The organism is Variovorax sp. MSC1_012, assembly GCF_023667525.1.
GTDB lineage: Bacteria > Pseudomonadota > Gammaproteobacteria > Burkholderiales > Burkholderiaceae_C > Variovorax > Variovorax beijingensis_B.
This window is the reverse complement of the sequence record NZ_CM174443.1, coordinates 5,272,718-5,290,044: the sequence shown is the minus strand read 5'-3', so window position 1 is coordinate 5,290,044 and position 17,327 is coordinate 5,272,718. Positions and strand designations below refer to the sequence as shown.

At 67.1% G+C, this 17,327-nt stretch carries 17 protein-coding genes and 1 tRNA gene; 14 read left to right on the top strand and 4 right to left on the bottom strand.

Annotation, left to right across the window (positions count from 1 at the left end):
- Positions 1-7: 7 nt before the first annotated feature.
- Both L1081_RS24910 and mutM read right to left on the bottom strand, forming a co-directional pair.
- A complete protein-coding gene (locus tag L1081_RS24910; protein ID WP_028256296.1) occupies positions 8-1,972 on the bottom strand; it encodes a dynamin family protein in 1,965 nt (654 codons plus the stop codon).
- 89 nt (positions 1,973-2,061) lie between these two features.
- A complete protein-coding gene (gene mutM, locus L1081_RS24905; RefSeq protein ID WP_489414532.1) occupies positions 2,062-2,874 on the bottom strand; it encodes a bifunctional DNA-formamidopyrimidine glycosylase/DNA-(apurinic or apyrimidinic site) lyase in 813 nt (270 codons plus the stop codon).
- A 70-nt stretch (positions 2,875-2,944) separates the two neighbouring features.
- Between mutM and L1081_RS24900 the strand changes: the two genes are divergently transcribed.
- From L1081_RS24900 to L1081_RS24865, 8 genes are all read left to right on the top strand, one after another.
- On the top strand, positions 2,945-4,795 hold the full coding sequence (locus L1081_RS24900) for a tetratricopeptide repeat protein (RefSeq protein WP_489414531.1): 1,851 nt from the start codon (positions 2,945-2,947) through the stop codon (positions 4,793-4,795).
- A complete protein-coding gene (locus tag L1081_RS24895) occupies positions 4,792-5,316 on the top strand; it encodes a lipoprotein insertase outer membrane protein LolB (RefSeq protein ID WP_489414530.1) in 525 nt (174 codons plus the stop codon). Before L1081_RS24900 ends, L1081_RS24895 begins: the two co-directional genes overlap by 4 nt.
- On the top strand, positions 5,313-6,203 hold the full coding sequence (gene ispE / locus L1081_RS24890) for a 4-(cytidine 5'-diphospho)-2-C-methyl-D-erythritol kinase (RefSeq protein ID WP_489414529.1): 891 nt from the start codon (positions 5,313-5,315) through the stop codon (positions 6,201-6,203). Before L1081_RS24895 ends, ispE begins: the two co-directional genes overlap by 4 nt.
- A gap of 66 nt (positions 6,204-6,269) precedes the next feature.
- Positions 6,270-6,346, top strand: a tRNA-Gln gene (locus L1081_RS24885).
- A gap of 140 nt (positions 6,347-6,486) precedes the next feature.
- The gene (locus tag L1081_RS24880; RefSeq protein ID WP_015867115.1) at positions 6,487-7,458 is read left to right on the top strand and encodes a ribose-phosphate pyrophosphokinase; all 972 of its coding nucleotides are present in this window, start codon (positions 6,487-6,489) and stop codon (positions 7,456-7,458) included.
- A 97-nt stretch (positions 7,459-7,555) separates the two neighbouring features.
- The gene (locus L1081_RS24875) at positions 7,556-8,227 is read left to right on the top strand and encodes a 50S ribosomal protein L25/general stress protein Ctc (RefSeq protein ID WP_489414528.1); all 672 of its coding nucleotides are present in this window, start codon (positions 7,556-7,558) and stop codon (positions 8,225-8,227) included.
- A gap of 74 nt (positions 8,228-8,301) precedes the next feature.
- On the top strand, positions 8,302-8,934 hold the full coding sequence (gene pth, locus L1081_RS24870; protein WP_489414527.1) for an aminoacyl-tRNA hydrolase: 633 nt from the start codon (positions 8,302-8,304) through the stop codon (positions 8,932-8,934).
- Between the two features lie 50 nt (positions 8,935-8,984).
- Positions 8,985-9,476 carry a hypothetical protein gene (locus L1081_RS24865; protein ID WP_489414526.1) on the top strand — a complete coding sequence of 164 codons (492 nt, stop codon included), beginning with the start codon at positions 8,985-8,987 and terminating at the stop codon, positions 9,474-9,476.
- Here L1081_RS24865 and L1081_RS24860 read toward each other — a convergent pair.
- Entirely contained in the window at positions 9,462-9,758 is a 297-nt protein-coding gene (locus tag L1081_RS24860) for a YfhL family 4Fe-4S dicluster ferredoxin (protein ID WP_489414525.1), read from the bottom strand. The genes L1081_RS24865 and L1081_RS24860 overlap by 15 nt on opposite strands.
- A gap of 62 nt (positions 9,759-9,820) precedes the next feature.
- On the opposite strand from L1081_RS24860, the gene L1081_RS24855 reads away from it, so the two are divergent.
- The 6 genes from L1081_RS24855 to L1081_RS24830 all read left to right on the top strand — a co-directional run bounded on the left by L1081_RS24855 (position 9,821) and on the right by L1081_RS24830 (position 16,643).
- The gene (locus tag L1081_RS24855) at positions 9,821-10,771 is read left to right on the top strand and encodes an ABC transporter permease subunit (protein WP_489414524.1); all 951 of its coding nucleotides are present in this window, start codon (positions 9,821-9,823) and stop codon (positions 10,769-10,771) included.
- On the top strand, positions 10,768-11,643 hold the full coding sequence (locus L1081_RS24850) for an ABC transporter permease subunit (RefSeq protein WP_489414523.1): 876 nt from the start codon (positions 10,768-10,770) through the stop codon (positions 11,641-11,643). The genes L1081_RS24855 and L1081_RS24850 overlap by 4 nt, the downstream gene beginning before the upstream one ends.
- Positions 11,644-11,648: 5 nt before the next feature.
- Entirely contained in the window at positions 11,649-12,638 is a 990-nt protein-coding gene (locus L1081_RS24845; protein ID WP_489414522.1) for an oligopeptide/dipeptide ABC transporter ATP-binding protein, read from the top strand.
- Positions 12,635-13,465, top strand: coding sequence for an ATP-binding cassette domain-containing protein (locus L1081_RS24840; protein WP_489414521.1), 831 nt, complete (start codon positions 12,635-12,637; stop codon positions 13,463-13,465). The genes L1081_RS24845 and L1081_RS24840 overlap by 4 nt, the downstream gene beginning before the upstream one ends.
- A gap of 275 nt (positions 13,466-13,740) precedes the next feature.
- Positions 13,741-15,228, top strand: coding sequence for an ABC transporter substrate-binding protein (locus L1081_RS24835; protein WP_489414520.1), 1,488 nt, complete (start codon positions 13,741-13,743; stop codon positions 15,226-15,228).
- Positions 15,225-16,643, top strand: a complete 1,419-nt coding sequence (locus tag L1081_RS24830; protein ID WP_489414519.1) for an amidase — start codon at positions 15,225-15,227, stop codon at positions 16,641-16,643. Before L1081_RS24835 ends, L1081_RS24830 begins: the two co-directional genes overlap by 4 nt.
- Positions 16,644-16,679: 36 nt before the next feature.
- Here the strand turns inward: L1081_RS24830 and L1081_RS24825 are convergent, their stop codons facing one another.
- Positions 16,680-17,309, bottom strand: a complete 630-nt coding sequence (locus L1081_RS24825) for a DUF6198 family protein (RefSeq protein WP_489414518.1) — start codon at positions 17,307-17,309, stop codon at positions 16,680-16,682.
- Positions 17,310-17,327: the final 18 nt, after the last annotated feature.

Below are 17,327 nucleotides of genomic sequence, written 5' to 3'. Positions count from 1 at the left end.
CGGACGATCAGGCCGCCGCACGCAGTTCGCCGACGGCGGCAGCGGCTGCCGGCCTTCCCTGTTGGGCAATGGCCGAGGTGAATTCATGGAGCCGAAGATGCAGCTCGGCCAGGCTGCTTTCTTGCTGGGCCAGTTCGAGCAGGCGTTCGTCGAGGTTGCCTGCCGCATTCTGGATGCGCTCGATCGCCTCGATGCGCTTGCTGAAATTGCGGCGGCGCTCTTTCAGCTGCGCATCGATCTGGGCGCTGGCGCCCTTGCTCCAGCGTTCGACCTCGGTCATGGCCGCTTCGTTGACCAGCCGCAGGCGGCTTGCGAGCGCGCGCACCAGCTTGTCGCAGAAGTCCGCCTGCGCGAGCTTCAGCAGATTGCCCACGCCCAGGTAGTGGATGTGGCTGCGCTCGATCTGGCTGAGCTCCTGCTCGAAGCTCGTCAGGTCGGGCTCGGCGGGCGCCTGCAGCGTGAAGCCCTGCTCCGCATTGAGCTGGCGGAAGGTGGCGTGCAGCATCGACTGGATCTCGGCCGTCGTGGCCTGCACTTCGCGCAGGTTGTTGCGCAGCGAGTCGAAGGTTTCGCCGTACACCTTGCGCACGTTGAACTTGACGCCCGGTCGCTTGAGCGCGGCCGAAAGCCGCACCATGTCTTCCTTGAGCGCGGTGCGGCCGAGCACGGCGTAAACCTCGCGCAGCAGCTTGCCCTGCACCGAACGCAGCGCGAGGATGCGCGTGTTGCTGCCCTCGAACTCGGTCTGTTCCTGGTCGATGCGCGCGCGCATGTGCCGAATGACCGACACGTTCTTGCCGCGCAATCCCTGCAGTTCGAGCGCCTGCTCCGACAGGTCGCGCTGGCGCACTTTCAGGATGCGCTCGGCCTCGGTCCGCAGTGCCACCATGCCGGCATCCACCGCGAGCCGCAGCATGGTTTCGCGCTTGCCGAGCACGCCTTCCGCGAGCAGTGCCTCGAAAGCCGGCAGCCGGCTGGCGTCGAGCAGCCGCGCATCGCGCTGGATCTTCGCCTGCAGGCCCTTCTGCGCCGACACCGGCAGCACCTGCACCAGCGGCACCTCGAGGAACTTGGCCGCGACCTCGCGCTGGCGTTCGATCTGGAGCTCGATCTGGGCGGGCGTGCTCAGCGAGTCCCACATCGTGTCGATCTTGTTGAGCACCACGAAGCGCGTGTCGCTGCCTTCGCTTTCGGTGACCAGGTGCTCGCGCCAGATCGACAGGTCGGAGCGCGTCACGCCGGTTTCTGCGCCCAGGATGAAGACCACGGCATGCGCCTGCGGGATCAGGCTCACCGTGAGCTCGGGCTCGGCGCCGATGGCGTTCAAGCCCGGGGTATCGAGGATCACCAGCCCCTGCTCCAGCAGCGGATGCGGCATGTTCAGGATGGCGTGGCGCCAGCGCGGAATCTCGACGCGGCCTTCAGCGTCCTGCACGGGGTTGTCGTCGGGCGTCTCCTCGTTCCAGAAGCCCAGCGCATGCGCCTCGTCCTTGCTGACCCAGCGCACTTCGGCCACCTTGCTCATGGCCTGGGCCAGCTGATCGGCATCGGCCACGTCGATCGCGATTTCGGTCCAGCGCCCGGCCTTTTCGCGCCAGTGCGTGAGCGAATGGGGTTCGAGGCGGGTCTCGATCGGCAGCAGCCGCAGCTTGGGCGACAGTGCGGCGTCGTAGCCCAGTTCGGTCGGGCACATCGTGGTGCGCCCGGCGCTGGCCGGCATGATGCGGCGACCGTAAGCGGCGAAGAAGATCGCGTTGATGAGCTCCGACTTGCCGCGCGAGAACTCCGCTACGAAGGCCACCATGACCTTGCTGGTGCGGATCTGCAGCTCGAGGCCGCGCAGGCGCTCGGCCACCGCCTGGTCGAGCAGCTCGTTCTCGGTCAGCCAGCGGGACAGCCACTGCAGGCGGTGCGCGAAATTGCTTCGCCAGGCACCGTGCTGATCGAGTTGTTGATTGAAAGAGCGGCTCAAGGGGAATATGTAAGAAATAACTTACAAATATAGCATTGCAAACTGGGAGGCAACCGATTGCAGGATATGCCAACCCGGCGCCTAGGACACTATTTTTGACAATTCGGGCAATAGTAAGTGGAACGCTGCCCTTGGCGCAGCAGCCGGATCGGCGTTGCGCAGACCCGACAGGGCTCGCCGGCCCGGCCGTAGACCGTGGCCTCGAGCTGGAAATAGCCGTTCTGCCCGTCCACATTGGAAAAGTCGCGCAGCGTGCTGCCGCCCTTTTCAACCGCCCTGGCCAGGATTTCGCGCACGGCCGCATGGAGCCGGGCCGCCCTCGGCCGGCTGATGCGCGCGGCCGAAAGCGTGGGCCGGATGCCCGCCTGGAACAGGGCCTCCGACGCATAGATGTTTCCAACGCCCACCACCACGTCGCCCGCGAGCAGCACCTGCTTCACCGCCGCCTTGCGCTTGCGAAGACCGGCGTGGAACGCGTCCAGGTCGAAAGCATCACCCAGCGGCTCCATGCCGAGGCCGCCGAGCAGCTTGATGGCCCACGGCGCGGCCTCGTCCTCCACATAGACCACGGCACCGAAGCGGCGCGGATCGTTCAGCCGCAGCGTGCCGAGTTCGGTCACCAGATCGAAGTGATCGTGAACGCCTGGCAAAGGAAGCGCCGCATCGAAGCGCAAGCTGCCCGACATGCCCAGGTGCAGCAGCAGCAGGCCGCGGTCCAGGTCGATCAGCAGGTACTTTCCGCGCCGGCGTACCTGCAGCACGCGGCGACCGACCAGCGCCTCGGGCACGACCATCAACGCCCAGCGCAAAGGTTTGCCGATGCGAACCGCATCGATGCGTGCACCGGCAATGCGCTCGGCAAAACCGCGCCGCGTCACTTCGACTTCGGGAAGCTCAGGCATGAATAAAAACTCCGGGCTGCGACGAAGCCCCACGCAGTGCTCGCTCAAAAGCTTGGATTATTATGGTTCGATGATTCCATCGCTCCGCCGACACCGCCTTGCGGCGGCCGCGTCTTTCGTCGTGTTGCTGGCTTGTGCCGCCCAGGCGCAAACCTCCGATCCCGCCGCGCCCAAGAGCCCGGCCCCAATCATCGAACGGCCAGCACCATCCCGGCCGGGCACGAGGCCGGCAACGGTGCCGGCGGCTGTCGCCGCAAAGCCGGCCGGAGAACCGAATGCGCAGCCCTCGGCGCTGACCGCCGAGCTGTTCTACGAAATCCTGATGGGCGAGATGACCGCGCGCTCCGGCGATCCCGGATCGGGCTATGCGCTGGTGCTCGACGCAGCCCGGCGGCTGCGCGACGGCAAGCTGTTCCAGCGCGCGGTCGAGATCGCACTGCAGTCGCGCTCCGGCGACGCGGCGCTCGCGGCCTCGCGCGCATGGCAGGAAACGCTGCCCAACTCGCGCGATGCACGGCGCATCGAACTGCAGATATTGATCGCACTCAATCGCATCGGCGAAACGGTGGAGCCGCTGCGGGCCGAAATCGCGGCCACGCCGCAGATCGAAAAGCCGATTCTGATGGCGGTGATCACGCGCAACTACTCGCGCGCCTCCGACAAGAAGCAGGCCGCCTCGGTGGTCGAGCAGGCACTGGTCGACGAGCTCAAGAGCCCGGCCACCGGCGCGCTGGCCTGGGCCACCATCGGCCGCATGCGGCTGAACGCCGGCGACACCTCGGGTGCCCTGGACGCCGCGTTCAAGGGCCAGCAGATGGACCCCGCCTCCGACGCTCCGGCCGCCCTCGCGCTCGAAATGATCGACCCCGGCCAGCCGCTCGCGGAACCGATCGTCACGCGCTACCTAGCCAACAACCCCAAGGCGCCGCCCGACCTGCGCATCGCCTACGCGCGCGTGCTGGTCGAGAACCGCCGCTATGCGGATTCCACCGCGCAACTGCAGGCGCTCACCGCGTCGCGCCCCGAACTGGCCGAGCCCTGGCTGCTGCTCGGCAGCCTGCAGGCGCAGGCCCGGCAGGACGCGGCGGCCGAAACCTCGCTCAAGCGCTACATCGAGCTGGCAGCCAACCAGAAAGACCCGGACGACCGCCAGCGCGGCACCACCCAGGCGTACCTCGTTCTCTCGCAGCTGGCGGAGCGCCGCAAGGACTTCACGGCTGCGGAACGCTGGCTCGCACGCGTCGACAGCGCCGACGAGCTCGTGGTTGCGCAGACGCGCCGCGCGGGCCTGCTGGCGCGCCAGGGCAAGCTGCCCCAGGCGCGCGAACTCGTGCGCGGCCTGCCCGAGCGCACGCCCGAGGACAAGAAGCAGAAATTCCTCGCCGAAGTGCAACTGCTGCGCGATGCCAAGCAATACCAGGCGGCCTACGACATGCTGGCGCAGGCCTCCGCCGCCGCCCCGAACGACAGCGACCTCGTCTACGACCAGGCCATGGTGGCCGAGAAGCTCAATCGCCTCGACGAAATGGAGCGGCTGCTGCGCAGGCTGATCGAGCTCAAGCCCGAAAACCAGAACGCCTACAACGCGCTCGGCTACTCCTTTGCCGATCGCAAGATCCGCCTCGACGAGGCCCGCACGCTGATCCAGAAGGCCGTGCAGCTGGCGCCGGAAGACCCCTTCATCGCGGACAGCCTGGGCTGGGTGGAATTCCGGTTGGGCAACACAACCGAGGCCATCCGCATCCTCGAAGCGGCCTACAAGACCCGGCCCGATCCGGAAATCGGCGCGCATTTCGGCGAAGTGCTCTGGTCGGCGGGCCAGAAGGACCGCGCCGTCACGATCTGGAAGGAAGCCCTGCTGAGCGACGCCGAGAACGAGACCCTGCAGGAAACGCTCAAGCGCCTGCGGGTCAAGCCGTGAGCGTGCCCGCCCCCCGGCTGGCCGACGGCGGCCGCCGCGCCCTCCTGCTTGCGGGCGGAGCCTCGCTGCTCTCGATCGCCGGCTGCGCCCAACTGGCGGGCGGCTCCTCCGCGCCCAGGAGCACGGACAGCTGGAGCGGCCGCATGTCGCTGCGCATCGACAGCCAGCCGGTGCAGACCTTCTCCGCATTGTTCGAATTGCGCGGCTCTCCCGAAGCGGGCGAGCTCTCGCTCACCAGCCCGATCGGCAGCACCCTGGCCCAGCTGCACTGGTCGCCCGGCGAGGCCCTGCTCAAGAACGGCAGCGAGGTACGGCGCTTCGACTCGGTCGATGCATTGATCGAGGCCGCCACGGGCGCTGCCATACCGGTCGGCGCGCTGTTCGGCTGGCTCGCGGGCCGCGAGGAGCGCGTGCCGGGCTGGCGGCCCGACCTCGCGCAGGTCGCGAACGGCCGCCTGCAGGCCACCCGTGAGTCTCCCGGCCCCACGGCGGACCTGCGCATCGTCTTCGAGCGGTCATGAAGGCGATCTACGACCTTCCCGCACCGGCCAAGCTCAACCTCTTTTTGCACATCACCGGCCGGCGCGAAGACGGCTACCACCTGCTGCAATCGGTCTTCATGCTGATCGACTGGTGCGACACGCTCCATGTCGAGCTGCGCAGCGACGGCCAGCTAAGCCGCGAAGACCTCACGACCGAACTTCCGCCCGACGACCTCGTGCTGCGCGCGGCGCGCGCGCTCCAGGCGCATGCGGCGCCCGGCCAGGGCGCCCACATCGGCATCGCCAAGCAGGTGCCGGCGCAGGCCGGCATGGGCGGTGGCTCCTCGGACGCCGCCACCTGCCTCCTGGCGCTGAACCGCCTGTGGGGGCTGAACCTGCCGCTCGCGCGCCTGGCCGAGATCGGCGTGAAACTCGGCGCCGACGTGCCGTTCTTCCTGGGCGGGCGCAATGCCTGGGTCGAGGGAATCGGCGAGAAAATCAGGCCCGTGAAGATCCCTCCCGCACGATTCGTGGTGGCCAAGCCACCCCAGGGACTCGACACCAAGCTAATTTTTTCTGCGTCCGACCTTCAACGCGCCACTCCTGTTGCTATAATCTCGGGCTTTGCTGCAGATAGCGAACAGCTTGAAGCCCCAAACCCCGAAAGCAGCGCTTTCAAGGTTTTCGACTTCGGCCACAACGACCTGCAGCCGGTTGCCCAGCGGCTTTGCCCCGCGGTCACCGACGCCATCGAATGGCTCGGCGCCCAAGGATTGAAAGCCCGGATGACTGGCTCCGGAAGTTCGGTTTTCGCGAAAATGCCGCAAGAGCCGCAAGAAGCGGAACTGCCAAAAGCCCCACCAGGCTGGCAGGTTCGCCAATGCAGCAACCTGGCCGTTCATCCACTTTGGGGATGGGCGACCTGAAGATAATCGGGTCGTTATGGATCCGATGCGACATATCGGTTTGTGGCGAAAGCCATCGACCCGTGTAGGGGAGTCGCCAAGCTGGTTAAGGCACTGGATTTTGATTCCAGCATGCAAAGGTTCGAATCCTTTCTCCCCTGCCAAATTCTTCAAACTGCGGCCCACCGGCCGCAGTGCTTCTTTTGCAGCATGCCCGCTGCAATAATCGGTGGCTCACGGGCCGCCACGACTCAAACTCTTTGGCGGCTTCCTAAAAGCCAATTCGCACTGCCGGGACGCGCTCATGCAGGCTAATCACCCTGATTTCATGGTTTTCACCGGCAATGCCAATCCTGGCCTCGCCGCAGAAATCGCGCAGAACCTCGGTACCTCGCTGGGTGCCGCGCGCGTTGGACGCTTCTCCGATGGCGAAGTCACCGTCGAGATCAACCAGAACGTCCGGGCGCGCGATGTGTTCGTGGTGCAGTCGACCTGCGCACCGACCAACGAAAACCTGATGGAACTGCTGATCATGGTCGACGCGCTCAAGCGCGCCTCGGCCGAGCGGATCAGCGCGGTGATTCCCTACTACGGCTATGCCCGCCAGGACCGCCGCCCGCGTTCGAGCCGCGTGCCGATCTCGGCCAAGGTGGTGGCCAACCTGCTCGAAACGGTGGGCGTCGAGCGCGTGCTCACGATGGACCTGCACGCCGACCAGATCCAGGGCTTCTTCGACATTCCGGTCGACAACATCTATGCGTCGCCGGTGCTGCTGGGCGACCTGCGCCAGAAGAATTACGAAGACCTGATCGTGGTCTCGCCCGACGTCGGCGGCGTGGTGCGCGCCCGCGCGCTGGCCAAGCAGCTGAACTGCGACCTCGCCATCATCGACAAGCGCCGTCCCAAGGCCAACGTGAGCGAGGTCATGAACGTGATCGGCGAAATCGACGGCCGCAACTGCGTGATCATGGACGACATGATCGACACCGCCGGCACGCTGGTGAAGGCGGCCGAAGTGCTCAAGGAGCGCGGTGCGAAAAGCGTCTACGCCTACTGCACGCACCCGATCTTCTCGGGCCCGGCCATCGAGCGCATCACCCACTCCGCGCTCGACGAAGTGGTCGTGACCAACACCATTCCCCTTTCCGACGGCGCCCTGGCGTGCGGAAAGGTCCGCCAGCTCTCCGTGGCACCGCTGATCGCCGAGACGATCCAGCGCATTGCCAAGGGCGAGTCGGTGATGAGTTTGTTCTCGGACCAGGACAACCTGTTCTGATCTGGGCAAAAAGCGGGCGCCACCTTCCTTTTTTCGGAATGGCGCCCTTGTTGAACCGGAGTCGCACTGGTCGCGGTGGACTCTCACAGGAGTTGTTATGAAATTCGTCGCTTTTGAGCGCGCCAAGCAGGGCACGGGTGCGAGCCGCCGTCTCCGCATCTCGGGCAAGACGCCCGGTATCGTCTACGGTGGTGAAGGCCAGCCCCAGCTGATCGAGCTCGATCACAACGCGCTGTGGCACGCCCTCAAGAAGGAAGCCTTCCACTCGTCGATCCTCGAAATGGAACTCGGCGGCGCCACCAGCAAGGTGCTGCTGCGCGACGTGCAGTACCACCCGTTCCGCCAGCTGGTGCAGCACATCGACTTCCAGCGCGTCGACGCCAAGACCCGCATGCACATGAAGGTGCCGCTTCACTACAAGGGTGAAGAAGAGTCCGACGCCGTCAAGCTCGACCACAACCTCGTGACCCACGTCATGACCGAACTCGAAGTCAGCTGCCTGCCGGCCGACCTCCCCGAGTTCATCGAAGTGGACCTCTCGGGCCTCAAGAAGAACGCCACGCTGCACGTGAGCGACATCAAGCTGCCCAAGGGCGTGAAGTTCGTGAGCCACGGCAAGCTGAACCCGGTCATCGTGTCGGCCGTGCCGCCGCTGGTCGCCGAAGAGGTGGCACCCGCCGCTGAAGGCGCGGCACCTGCCGAAGGCGCCGCACCGGCTGCCAATGGCAAGCCTGCCGCCAAGACGGCAAAGCCCGCCGCGAAGAAATAATTTCTCTCGCGTCCCTGCAGAAGGCCCGCCTCGTGCGGGCCTTCTGCTTTTTGGGCGGCGAGATAATTCCCCTCATGATCAAGCTGTTTGTCGGCCTCGGGAATCCGGGGCCTGAATACGAAGCCACCCGGCACAACGCCGGCTTCTGGTGGATCGACGCCCTGGCGCGCGACTGGAAGCTCAACCTCGTGCCCGAGCGCAGCTACCACGGCCTTGCGGCGCGCGCGAACATCGACGGGCAGAGCGTCTGGCTGCTGGAGCCGCAGACCTTCATGAACCTGTCGGGCAAGTCGGTGGGCGCATTGGCCCGCTTCTTCAAGATCGCGCCCGAGGAAATCCTCGTGGTGCACGACGAGCTCGACGTGGTGCCCGGCCAGGCCAAGCTCAAGTTCGGCGGCAGCCACGCGGGCCACAACGGCCTGCGCGACATCCATGCGCAACTGGGCACCGGCGACTACTGGCGCCTGCGCCTGGGCATCGGACACCCCGGAGTGAAGTCGGAGGTCATCAACTGGGTGCTCAAGAAGCCGCTCAAGGAGCAGCGCGAAGCCATCGAGGACGCGATCGTGCGCACGCTGCACGCGGGGCCCGCGCTGGTGGCCGGCGAAATGGAAAAGGCCACCTTGATCATCCACACGAGCAAACCGCCCCGGCCCAAACCGCCGCGGCGGGAGCCCGGCGACGGAGGCACGCCCGCTACCGCCTAGTCAGCCGGCCACGAGAGCGCGGGAGAGAAAAGAAAAGGGAGAGAAAAGAAATGAAAAATAAAACCAGGGCCAGGAAAGCGGGTGCCGCTTTGCTCTTGGTGGCTTGCGGCACTTTCTGGATGCCCGCAGCGGCGCAGGGAAGGTCCGAGACCTACCGCTGCGGCAACACCTACACCGACCGCCCCTGCGAAGGCGGAAAGCAGCTGGCGGTGGACGATGCGCGCACCGAGGCGGACCGCCGCGCGGCGGACGCCGCCACGCGCAGGGCCGAGCAGCGCGCCGACCAGCTCGAGCGCATCCGCCTGTCGCAGGAAAAGGAGGCCTATGAGCGCAGCCGCCGCTCGGCGCACGACGCCCGGCAGGCTGCCATGGCCGAACGCCGGCTCGCGTCTTCCGAACAGCAGGCGCGGGCACGCGCCCAGAGACTCGGCGCCGAACCCCGCAAATCGAGCCCGCGCTTCAGCGGTGCGGCCAACGACAGGCCCGCCGCCGCGCAAGGCAGCAGCCGCAGGAAAAAGCGCAACGATTCAAGCGCCGGCTGAGGGCGCCTGCGGCTGGGCAGCTGCGGCCCTTGCCTTGGCCGCGGCGAGCCGCTCGAACTTCTGCCAGAGCGTTTCGCGGCTTTCCACGTGGGCCGGGTTGATCGGGATGCACGCCACCGGGCACACCTGCACGCACTGCGGCTCATCGAAGTGGCCGACGCATTCGGTGCACTTGTGCGGGTCGATCTCGTAAAACTCCGCGCCCATGTAGATCGCATCGTTCGGGCACTCGGGCTCGCAGACATCGCAGTTGATGCATTCGTCGGTGATCATGAGGGCCATACCCGATTATCGCGAACAAGGCACGGTTGTTGCACGAGTCGGGTTATGCTGCGCCCCGCCCCATGAGCCTGTTCATTCTCAAGCGCCTCGCCACGCTGATCGGTACGCTGATCGGCGCCTCGGTTATCGTCTTCCTCGTCCTCGAGATCCTGCCCGGCAATGCCGCGCAGATGCTCATGGGGCCCGACGCCGCGCCCGAGGCGGTGGCCGCCCTGGCCGCCAAGCTCGGCCTCGACCAGCCGGCCTGGACGCGCTACTGGCACTGGATCGCGGGCCTCCTGACCGGCAACCTGGGCGACAGCTACGCCTACAGCTCGCCGGTGCTCGACCTCATCCTCGAACGGCTGGCGCTGACCGTGCCGCTGGCGCTGCTCGCCATGGCCTTCACCACGGTGCTCGCGCTGCTGGTGGGCGTGACCGCGGCCGCGCGCCACAACAAGCTCGGCGACGTCGGCCTGATGGGCCTCACGCAGGTGGGTATCGCCATTCCCAATTTCTGGTTCGCGATCCTGCTGATCCTCGTGTTCTCGGTTCAGCTGCAGTGGTTCTCGGCCGGCGGCTTCGAGGGCTGGGGCGAGGGCATCTTCGCAGGCCTCAAGTCGCTGCTGCTGCCGGCCCTGTCGCTGGCGGTGGTGCAGGCCGCGATCCTCGCGCGCATCACGCGCTCCGCCGTGCTCGAGGTGATGCGCGAAGACTTCGTGCGCACCGCGCGTGCCAAGGGCGTTTCGCAGCGCGCGGTGCTCTGGACCCATGTGCTGCGCAACGCGATGATCCCGGTGGTCACCGTCATGGGCATGCAGTTTTCCGAACTGCTGGCCGGCACCATCGTGGTGGAGAACGTGTTCTACCTGCCGGGCCTGGGCCGGCTGATCTTCCAGGCCATCAGCAACCGCGACCTGATCGTGGTGCGCAACTGCGTGATGCTGCTCGCGGCCCTGGTGGTCATCGTGAATTTCGTGGTCGATGTGCTCTATGCCGTGATCGATCCGCGCATCAAGGCGAGCGACATATGAGCGCCGTGCCCATTCCGAGCGCGGCGGCGCTCAAGGTGCCGGGGTTCTGGCGCCGCGCGCTCCGGCACCGCAGCTTCGTGCTCGGCGGCGTGCTGACGCTGCTCCTGCTGCTGGCCGCCGCCCTCTCGCTGGTGTGGACGCCCTGGTCGCCCTACGAGATGGACATGGCCAGCAAGCTCAAACCGCCCTCGGGGGCGCACTGGCTGGGCACCGACATCTTCGGACGCGACGTGGCCTCGCTGCTGCTGGTGGGCGCGCGCGCGTCCATCCTGGTGGGCGTGATCGCGGTGGGCATCGGGCTTGTCGTGGGCACCGCGCTGGGCCTGCTCGCCGCGGCGCGGCGCGGCTGGGTCGAGGAAGCGATCATGCGGCTCACCGACTTCTCGCTCGCGTTTCCGGCCATCCTGTCGGCCATCATGATGACGGCGGTGTTCGGCGCCGGCATCGTCAACGCGATCATCGCGATCGGCATCTACAACATCCCGACGTTTGCACGCATCACGCGCGCCTCGGCCAACGCCATCTGGTCGCGCGAATATGTGGCGGCCGCGCGGGCCTGCGGCAAGGGGTCGTTTGCCATCACGATGCAGCATGTGCTGCCCAACATCTCGGCCGTGCTGATCGTGCAGATCACGATCCGCTTCGCAATCGCCATCCTGGCCGAGGCCGCCCTTTCCTACCTTGGCCTGGGCACGCAGCCGCCGCAGCCCTCGTGGGGCCGCATGCTGAGCGAGGCGCAGACCATGATGTTCCAGTCACCGCTGCTCGCGGTGTTCCCCGGCATGGCCATTGCCATGGCGGTGCTCGGCCTGAACCTGCTCGGCGACGGGCTGCGCGACCTGCTCGACCCCCGCCTTGCGCGCGCCCGCTAAGCGATATGCCCCTGCTCGAAGTCAAAGACCTGCACGTCGAACTGCAAACGCAGCGCGGCCCCGCCGAGGCCGTGCGCGGCATCGGCTTCACGCTGGAGCGCGGCGAAACGCTGGGCATCGTGGGCGAATCGGGCTGCGGCAAGTCGATCACGGTGATGTCGCTGATGGGGCTGTTGCCGTCGACCGCCAAGGTCAGGGGCAGCATCCGCTTCGACGGCACCGAGCTCGTGGGCCTGGGCGAGAAAGCCATGTGCCAGATCCGCGGCAACCGCATCGGCATGATCTTCCAGGAGCCGATGACGGCGCTGAACCCGGTACACACCATTGCGCGCCAGGTCGGCGAGCCGCTGCGGCTGCACCGCGGGCTCACGGCCGCCGAAGCGCGCAAGGAAGTGCTGGCGCTGCTCGAGCGCGTGGGCATTCCCGATGCGGCTTCGCGGCTCGATGCCTATCCGCACCAGTTCTCGGGCGGGCAGCGCCAGCGCATCGGCATTGCCATGGCGCTGGCCTGCGGCCCCGACCTGCTGATTGCCGACGAGCCCACCACCGCGCTGGACGTCACCATCCAGAAGCAGATCCTCGAACTGATCCAGGGCCTGGTCGCGGAGCGCGGCATGGCGCTGATCCTGATCTCGCACGACCTGGGCGTGATTGCGCAGAGCGTCTCGAAGATGCTGGTGATGTACGGCGGCAGCGTGGTCGAGAGCGGCCCGACCGAAACCGTGTTTGCCGAGCGCGCGCATCCCTACACACAGGGCCTGTTCGCGGCGCGGCCGGCGCTCGGCGCGCCGCGCGGCATTCGCCTGGCCACCATCCGGGGCAGCGTGCCCGAACTGGTCGACCTGCCGCCAGGCTGCCCTTTTGCAGGCCGCTGCAAGTACACGGTCGATGCCTGCCACACGATGCGGCCGCCGCCCACCGTGCTGCGGCACGAGCACGCGGTGCGCTGCATCCGGCTCGAGGAAATTGCCGCGGAAGGCGCGCTCGAATCATGAACCAACCCGCCAGCACGCAGCCCCTGCTCGAGGTGACGGATCTCGTGCGCCACTACGCGCTGCCGCGCGAAAAGCTCTTCGGACCGCCGCCGCTCGTGAAGGCGCTCAACGGCGTGAGCTTCAGCGTCGCGGCCGGCCGCAGCCTGGGCATCGTGGGCGAATCGGGCTCGGGCAAGTCGACCATCGCGCGCCTGGTGATGGCGCTCGACACGCCCACCTCGGGCAGCGTGCGCATGCTGGGCCGTGACCTGCACCGGCTGCCCAAGGGCGAGCTGCGCACGGCGCGGCGCGATTTCCAGATGGTGTTCCAGGACCCGTATGGCTCGCTCGATCCGCGCCAGACCGTGGCACGCATCGTGGCCGAGCCGCTCGAAGCGCTGGCCGAAACCAGCCGCGCCGAACAGCGCGAGCGCGCCTCCGAGGCGCTGGCCGCCGTCGGCCTGCGCACCAGCGACATGGACAAGTACCCGCACGAATTCTCGGGCGGGCAGCGCCAGCGGATTGCGATCGCGCGCGCGCTCATCACGCGGCCCAAGCTCATCGTGGCCGACGAGCCCGTGAGCGCGCTCGACGTGTCGGTGCAGGCGCAGGTGCTCAATCTCATGCAGGACCTGCAGCAGCAGTTCGGCGTGAGCTATCTGCTCATCAGCCACGACCTCGCGGTGGTGAACCACCTGTGCGACGAGGTCTGCGTGGTGTGGAAAGGCAAGATCGTCGAGCAGGGGCCGCCCGGCGAACTCTTTCGCAATGCGCAGCATTCCTACACGCGCACGCTGCTCGACGCGGTGCCGCGCACGCCCGCCGGCGGCACGCTGCTGGCAGCCTGAGCCGCCGGAAAGACAGGCCCTCGGTCTCCCTCGGCGACATTGCCGCCCCTCTTCGCCCTCTTCTCACGCCGCCCCGGACATCCGGGAACGTCCCGAGGAAAAAGCACCCGCGCGGCCCAGCGCCAAAGCCTGCGCTGCGAGAGAATGGCTCGCTGCCGCGCGTGGCATCTTTCGTGCTGCGTGTACTTCCTTCGTGCCGCCGCGCCTCCATTCGGGGCGCGCCGCGCATGGGAGGCAGCCATTCGCATCCATCGTTTTTCCGGAGATCACAACGTATGTTGAACCGTCGCACCCTCCTTGCCACCGCCGGCGCCACCGTGGCGCTGGCCTCTCCCATCGCCGGCATGGCACAGGGGCGGAAGGACGCCATCGTGATCGGCATGGCGCTCGAGCCGCCAGGCCTCGACCCGACCGCCGGCGCCGCGGCCGCCATCGCGGAGGTGGTGCACTACAACATCCTGGAGACGCTCACCAAGATCAACGCCGACGGCAGCGTCACGCCGCTGCTGGCCGAAAGCTGGGAAGTCTCGCCCGACCTGAAGACCTACACCTTCAAGCTGCGGCGCGGCGTCAAGTACCAGAACGGCGAGCCCTTCAACGCCAGCACCGTGAAGTTCGCCTTCGACCGCGCCGGCAGCGAGAAGAGCACCAACAAGGACAAGCGCACCTTCGCGAACCTGGCCACCCAGGTGGTCGACGACCACACCGTGGTGGTCATCAACAAGGAAATCGACCCCGACCTGCCCTTCGTGCTGGGCCAGGCCACGGCCGTGATCGTCGAGCCCAAGAGCGCCGACGGCAACGCCACCAAGCCGGTCGGCACCGGCCCCTACAAGCTCGACAACTGGGCCAAGGGCTCGTCGATCACGCTGAGCAAGTGGGAGGGCTTCCGCAGCCCGGCCACGGCCAGGATCAACAAGGTGACCTTCCGCTTCATTTCCGACACGGCCGCGCAGGCCGCCGCGCTGATGGCCGGCGACGTCGACGTGTTCACGCGCATCGGCACGCGCGCGGTGCCGCAGTTCAAGATGAATCCGCAGTTCCAGGTGATCCTGGCAGGCTCGCGCGCCAAGACCATCCTGTCGATCAACAACAGGAAGAAGCCGCTGGACGACGTGCGCGTGCGCCGCGCCATCCTCGCAGCCATCGACCGCAAGGCCGTGATCGAAGGCGCGGCCGACGGCTTCGGCGTGCCGATCGGCAGCCACTACGTGCCGGGCGCTGCGGGCTATGTCGACACCACGGGCGTCAATCCCTTCGACATCGAGAAGGCCAAGAAGCTGATGGCCGAGGCCGGCGTGAAGACCCCGCTCGAACTCACCATGACGCTGCCGCCGCCGCCCTACGCGCGCCAGGGCGGCGAGGTGATCGTGGCGCAGCTGGCCAAGATCGGCATCACGGTCAAGGTGCAGAACGTGGAGTGGGCGCAGTGGCTCAGCGGCACCTACGGCAACAAGGACTACGACCTGTCGATCGTCTCGCACGTCGAGCCCTTCGACCTTGGCAACTACGCCAAGCCCGACTACTACTGGGGCTACCAGTCGAAGGCCTTCAATGCGCTGTTCGACAAGATCAAGGCCACGGCCAACCCTGCCGAGCGCAACAAGCTGCTCGGCGAAGCGCAGAAGATGCTGGCGGTCGACGCGGCCAATGGCTTCCTCTACCAGCCGCAGTTCCCAACCATCGCGAAAAAGAACGTGAAGGGCCTCTGGAAGGAAAACCCGATCTTCGTGAACGACCTTTCGGCGCTGTCGTGGGGATGAGTGCCGACGTGTCATCATCTTCTTCACTGAACGAGCTTTCCGCCCAGGAACTCTCCGCCGCCTACCGCGACAGGCGCCTGTCGCCGGTGGAGGTCACGCAGGCCGTCATCGCGCAGATCGAGCGCTGCGAGCCCAAGCTGCAGGCCACCTGGCTCTTCAGGCCCGAAGCCGCGCTCGAGCAAGCGCGCGCCTCGGAAGCACGCTGGCAGCGCGGCGACGCGCTCGGCCCGCTGGACGGCGTGCCGGCCACCATCAAGGAAAACATCGCGACCCGCGGCGATCCGATGCCGGCCGGCACGGCCGCCGTCGACCTGAAGCCCGCGGCCGCCGATGCACCGCCCGCCGCGCGCCTGAAGGAAGCCGGCGCGGTGATCGTGAGCAAGACCACCATGCCGGACTACGGCATGCTGTCTTCGGGGCTCTCGAGTTTTCACACGCTGGCGCGCAACCCCTGGGACCTGAGCCGGACCCCCGGCGGCTCGAGCGCCGGCGCGGGTGCGGCGGCCGCCGCGGGCTATGGTCCGCTGCACATCGGCACCGACATCGGCGGGTCGCTCCGGCTACCCGCGAGCTGGTGCGGCATCTTCACGCTCAAGCCGAGCCTGGGCCGCATTCCGATCGATCCCCCGTACATGGGCCGCGCGGCCGGCCCCATGACGCGCAGCGTCGGCGATGCCGCGCTGATGATGCAGGTGCTCACCAAGTCCGATGCCCGCGACAGCATGAGCCTGCCGGCGCAGGACATAGCCTGGGAGAGCTTCGACGTATCGCCCGACCATCTTCGCGGCTTGCGCATCGGTCTGCTGCTGGACGCGGGCTGCGGCCTCGCAGTCGAGCCAGAGATCCAGGCAGCGGTCGAGCATGCGGCGCGCCTGTTCGAAAAGGCCGGTGCCATCGTCGAACCCATGCAGCCGTTCATGTCGCAAGCCATGCTCGATGGCATGGACCACCTGTGGCGCATGCGCTCGCTGGTGGACATGAAGGCGCTGCGCCCCGACCAGCGCGCCAAGGTGCTGCCCTACATCCGCGAGTGGGCCGAGAGCGCGGCCGAGTTCAGCGGCGAGCACGTGTTCCGCGGCTTCAGCCAGTTCCATGCGACGCGCGTGGCAACGGTGCAGGCCTGCGCGCGCTTCGACTACGTGATCTCGCCGGTGTCGCCGAACATGCCCGCGGCCGCGGAGGCGCCTTCGCCCACCAACGATCCGCTGCGGCCGCTGGAGCACATCGGGTTCACGGTGCCGTTCAACATGTCGGAGCAGCCGGCTTCCTCGGTGAACTGCGGATACTCGGCGAGCGGGCTGCCGATCGGGCTGCAGATTGCCGGGCAGCGCTTCGACGACCTCGGCGTGCTGCGCGTGTCGCGTGCGTTCGAGCAGATCCGGGAGCCGCAGCGGCCCTGGCCTGTGGCGCCTTGAACAACAGCGCCTGAACAAAACAGCAGCGCCAAGAATTCAAGTCGCCGCGTAGCGCCCCGGCTTGTGGTTGACCCATAGAAAAAGCCCCATCACCACCGCAGCCAGCACCGACCACCCCACGCGCTGCGGCGGGATCACCAACAACGCGAGCAGCACCACCGTGCAGTCGATGCCGATCTGCATCTTGCCGGCGGGCCAGCCGCGCTTTTCCTGCAGGTACAGCGTCAGCACCGTCGCACCGCCCAGGCTCGCGCGGTGGCGCGCGAGGAACAGGCAGCCGGTGCCCAGCAACAGGCCGCCGAGCACCACTGCGAAGGCCGGGTGCAGCGAATCGATCGATATGTAGCGCGGCGCCCAGTCGGTCATCACCGACAGCAGCGCGATCGCCGAGAAAGTCTTGACCGTGAAGGCTCGCCCCATGTGGCGCCATGCCAACCAGTAGAACGGCAGGTTCACCAGGAAGAACAGCTTTCCGAAGCTCACGCCCGTGGCGTAGTGCAAGAGAAATGCGACACCGGCCGTGCCGCCCGTGAGCAGCCCCGCCTGGCCGAACAGCATCATGGCAATGGCAACGAACAGCGTGCCCGAAAAGATGGCCTGCGCGTCGTCGAAACGCGAGTGGCGCAGCAGTTCGGGCCGCGTGGCGGGTTGTTGTGGCGCATCCATGGCGGACCTGACGCAAAT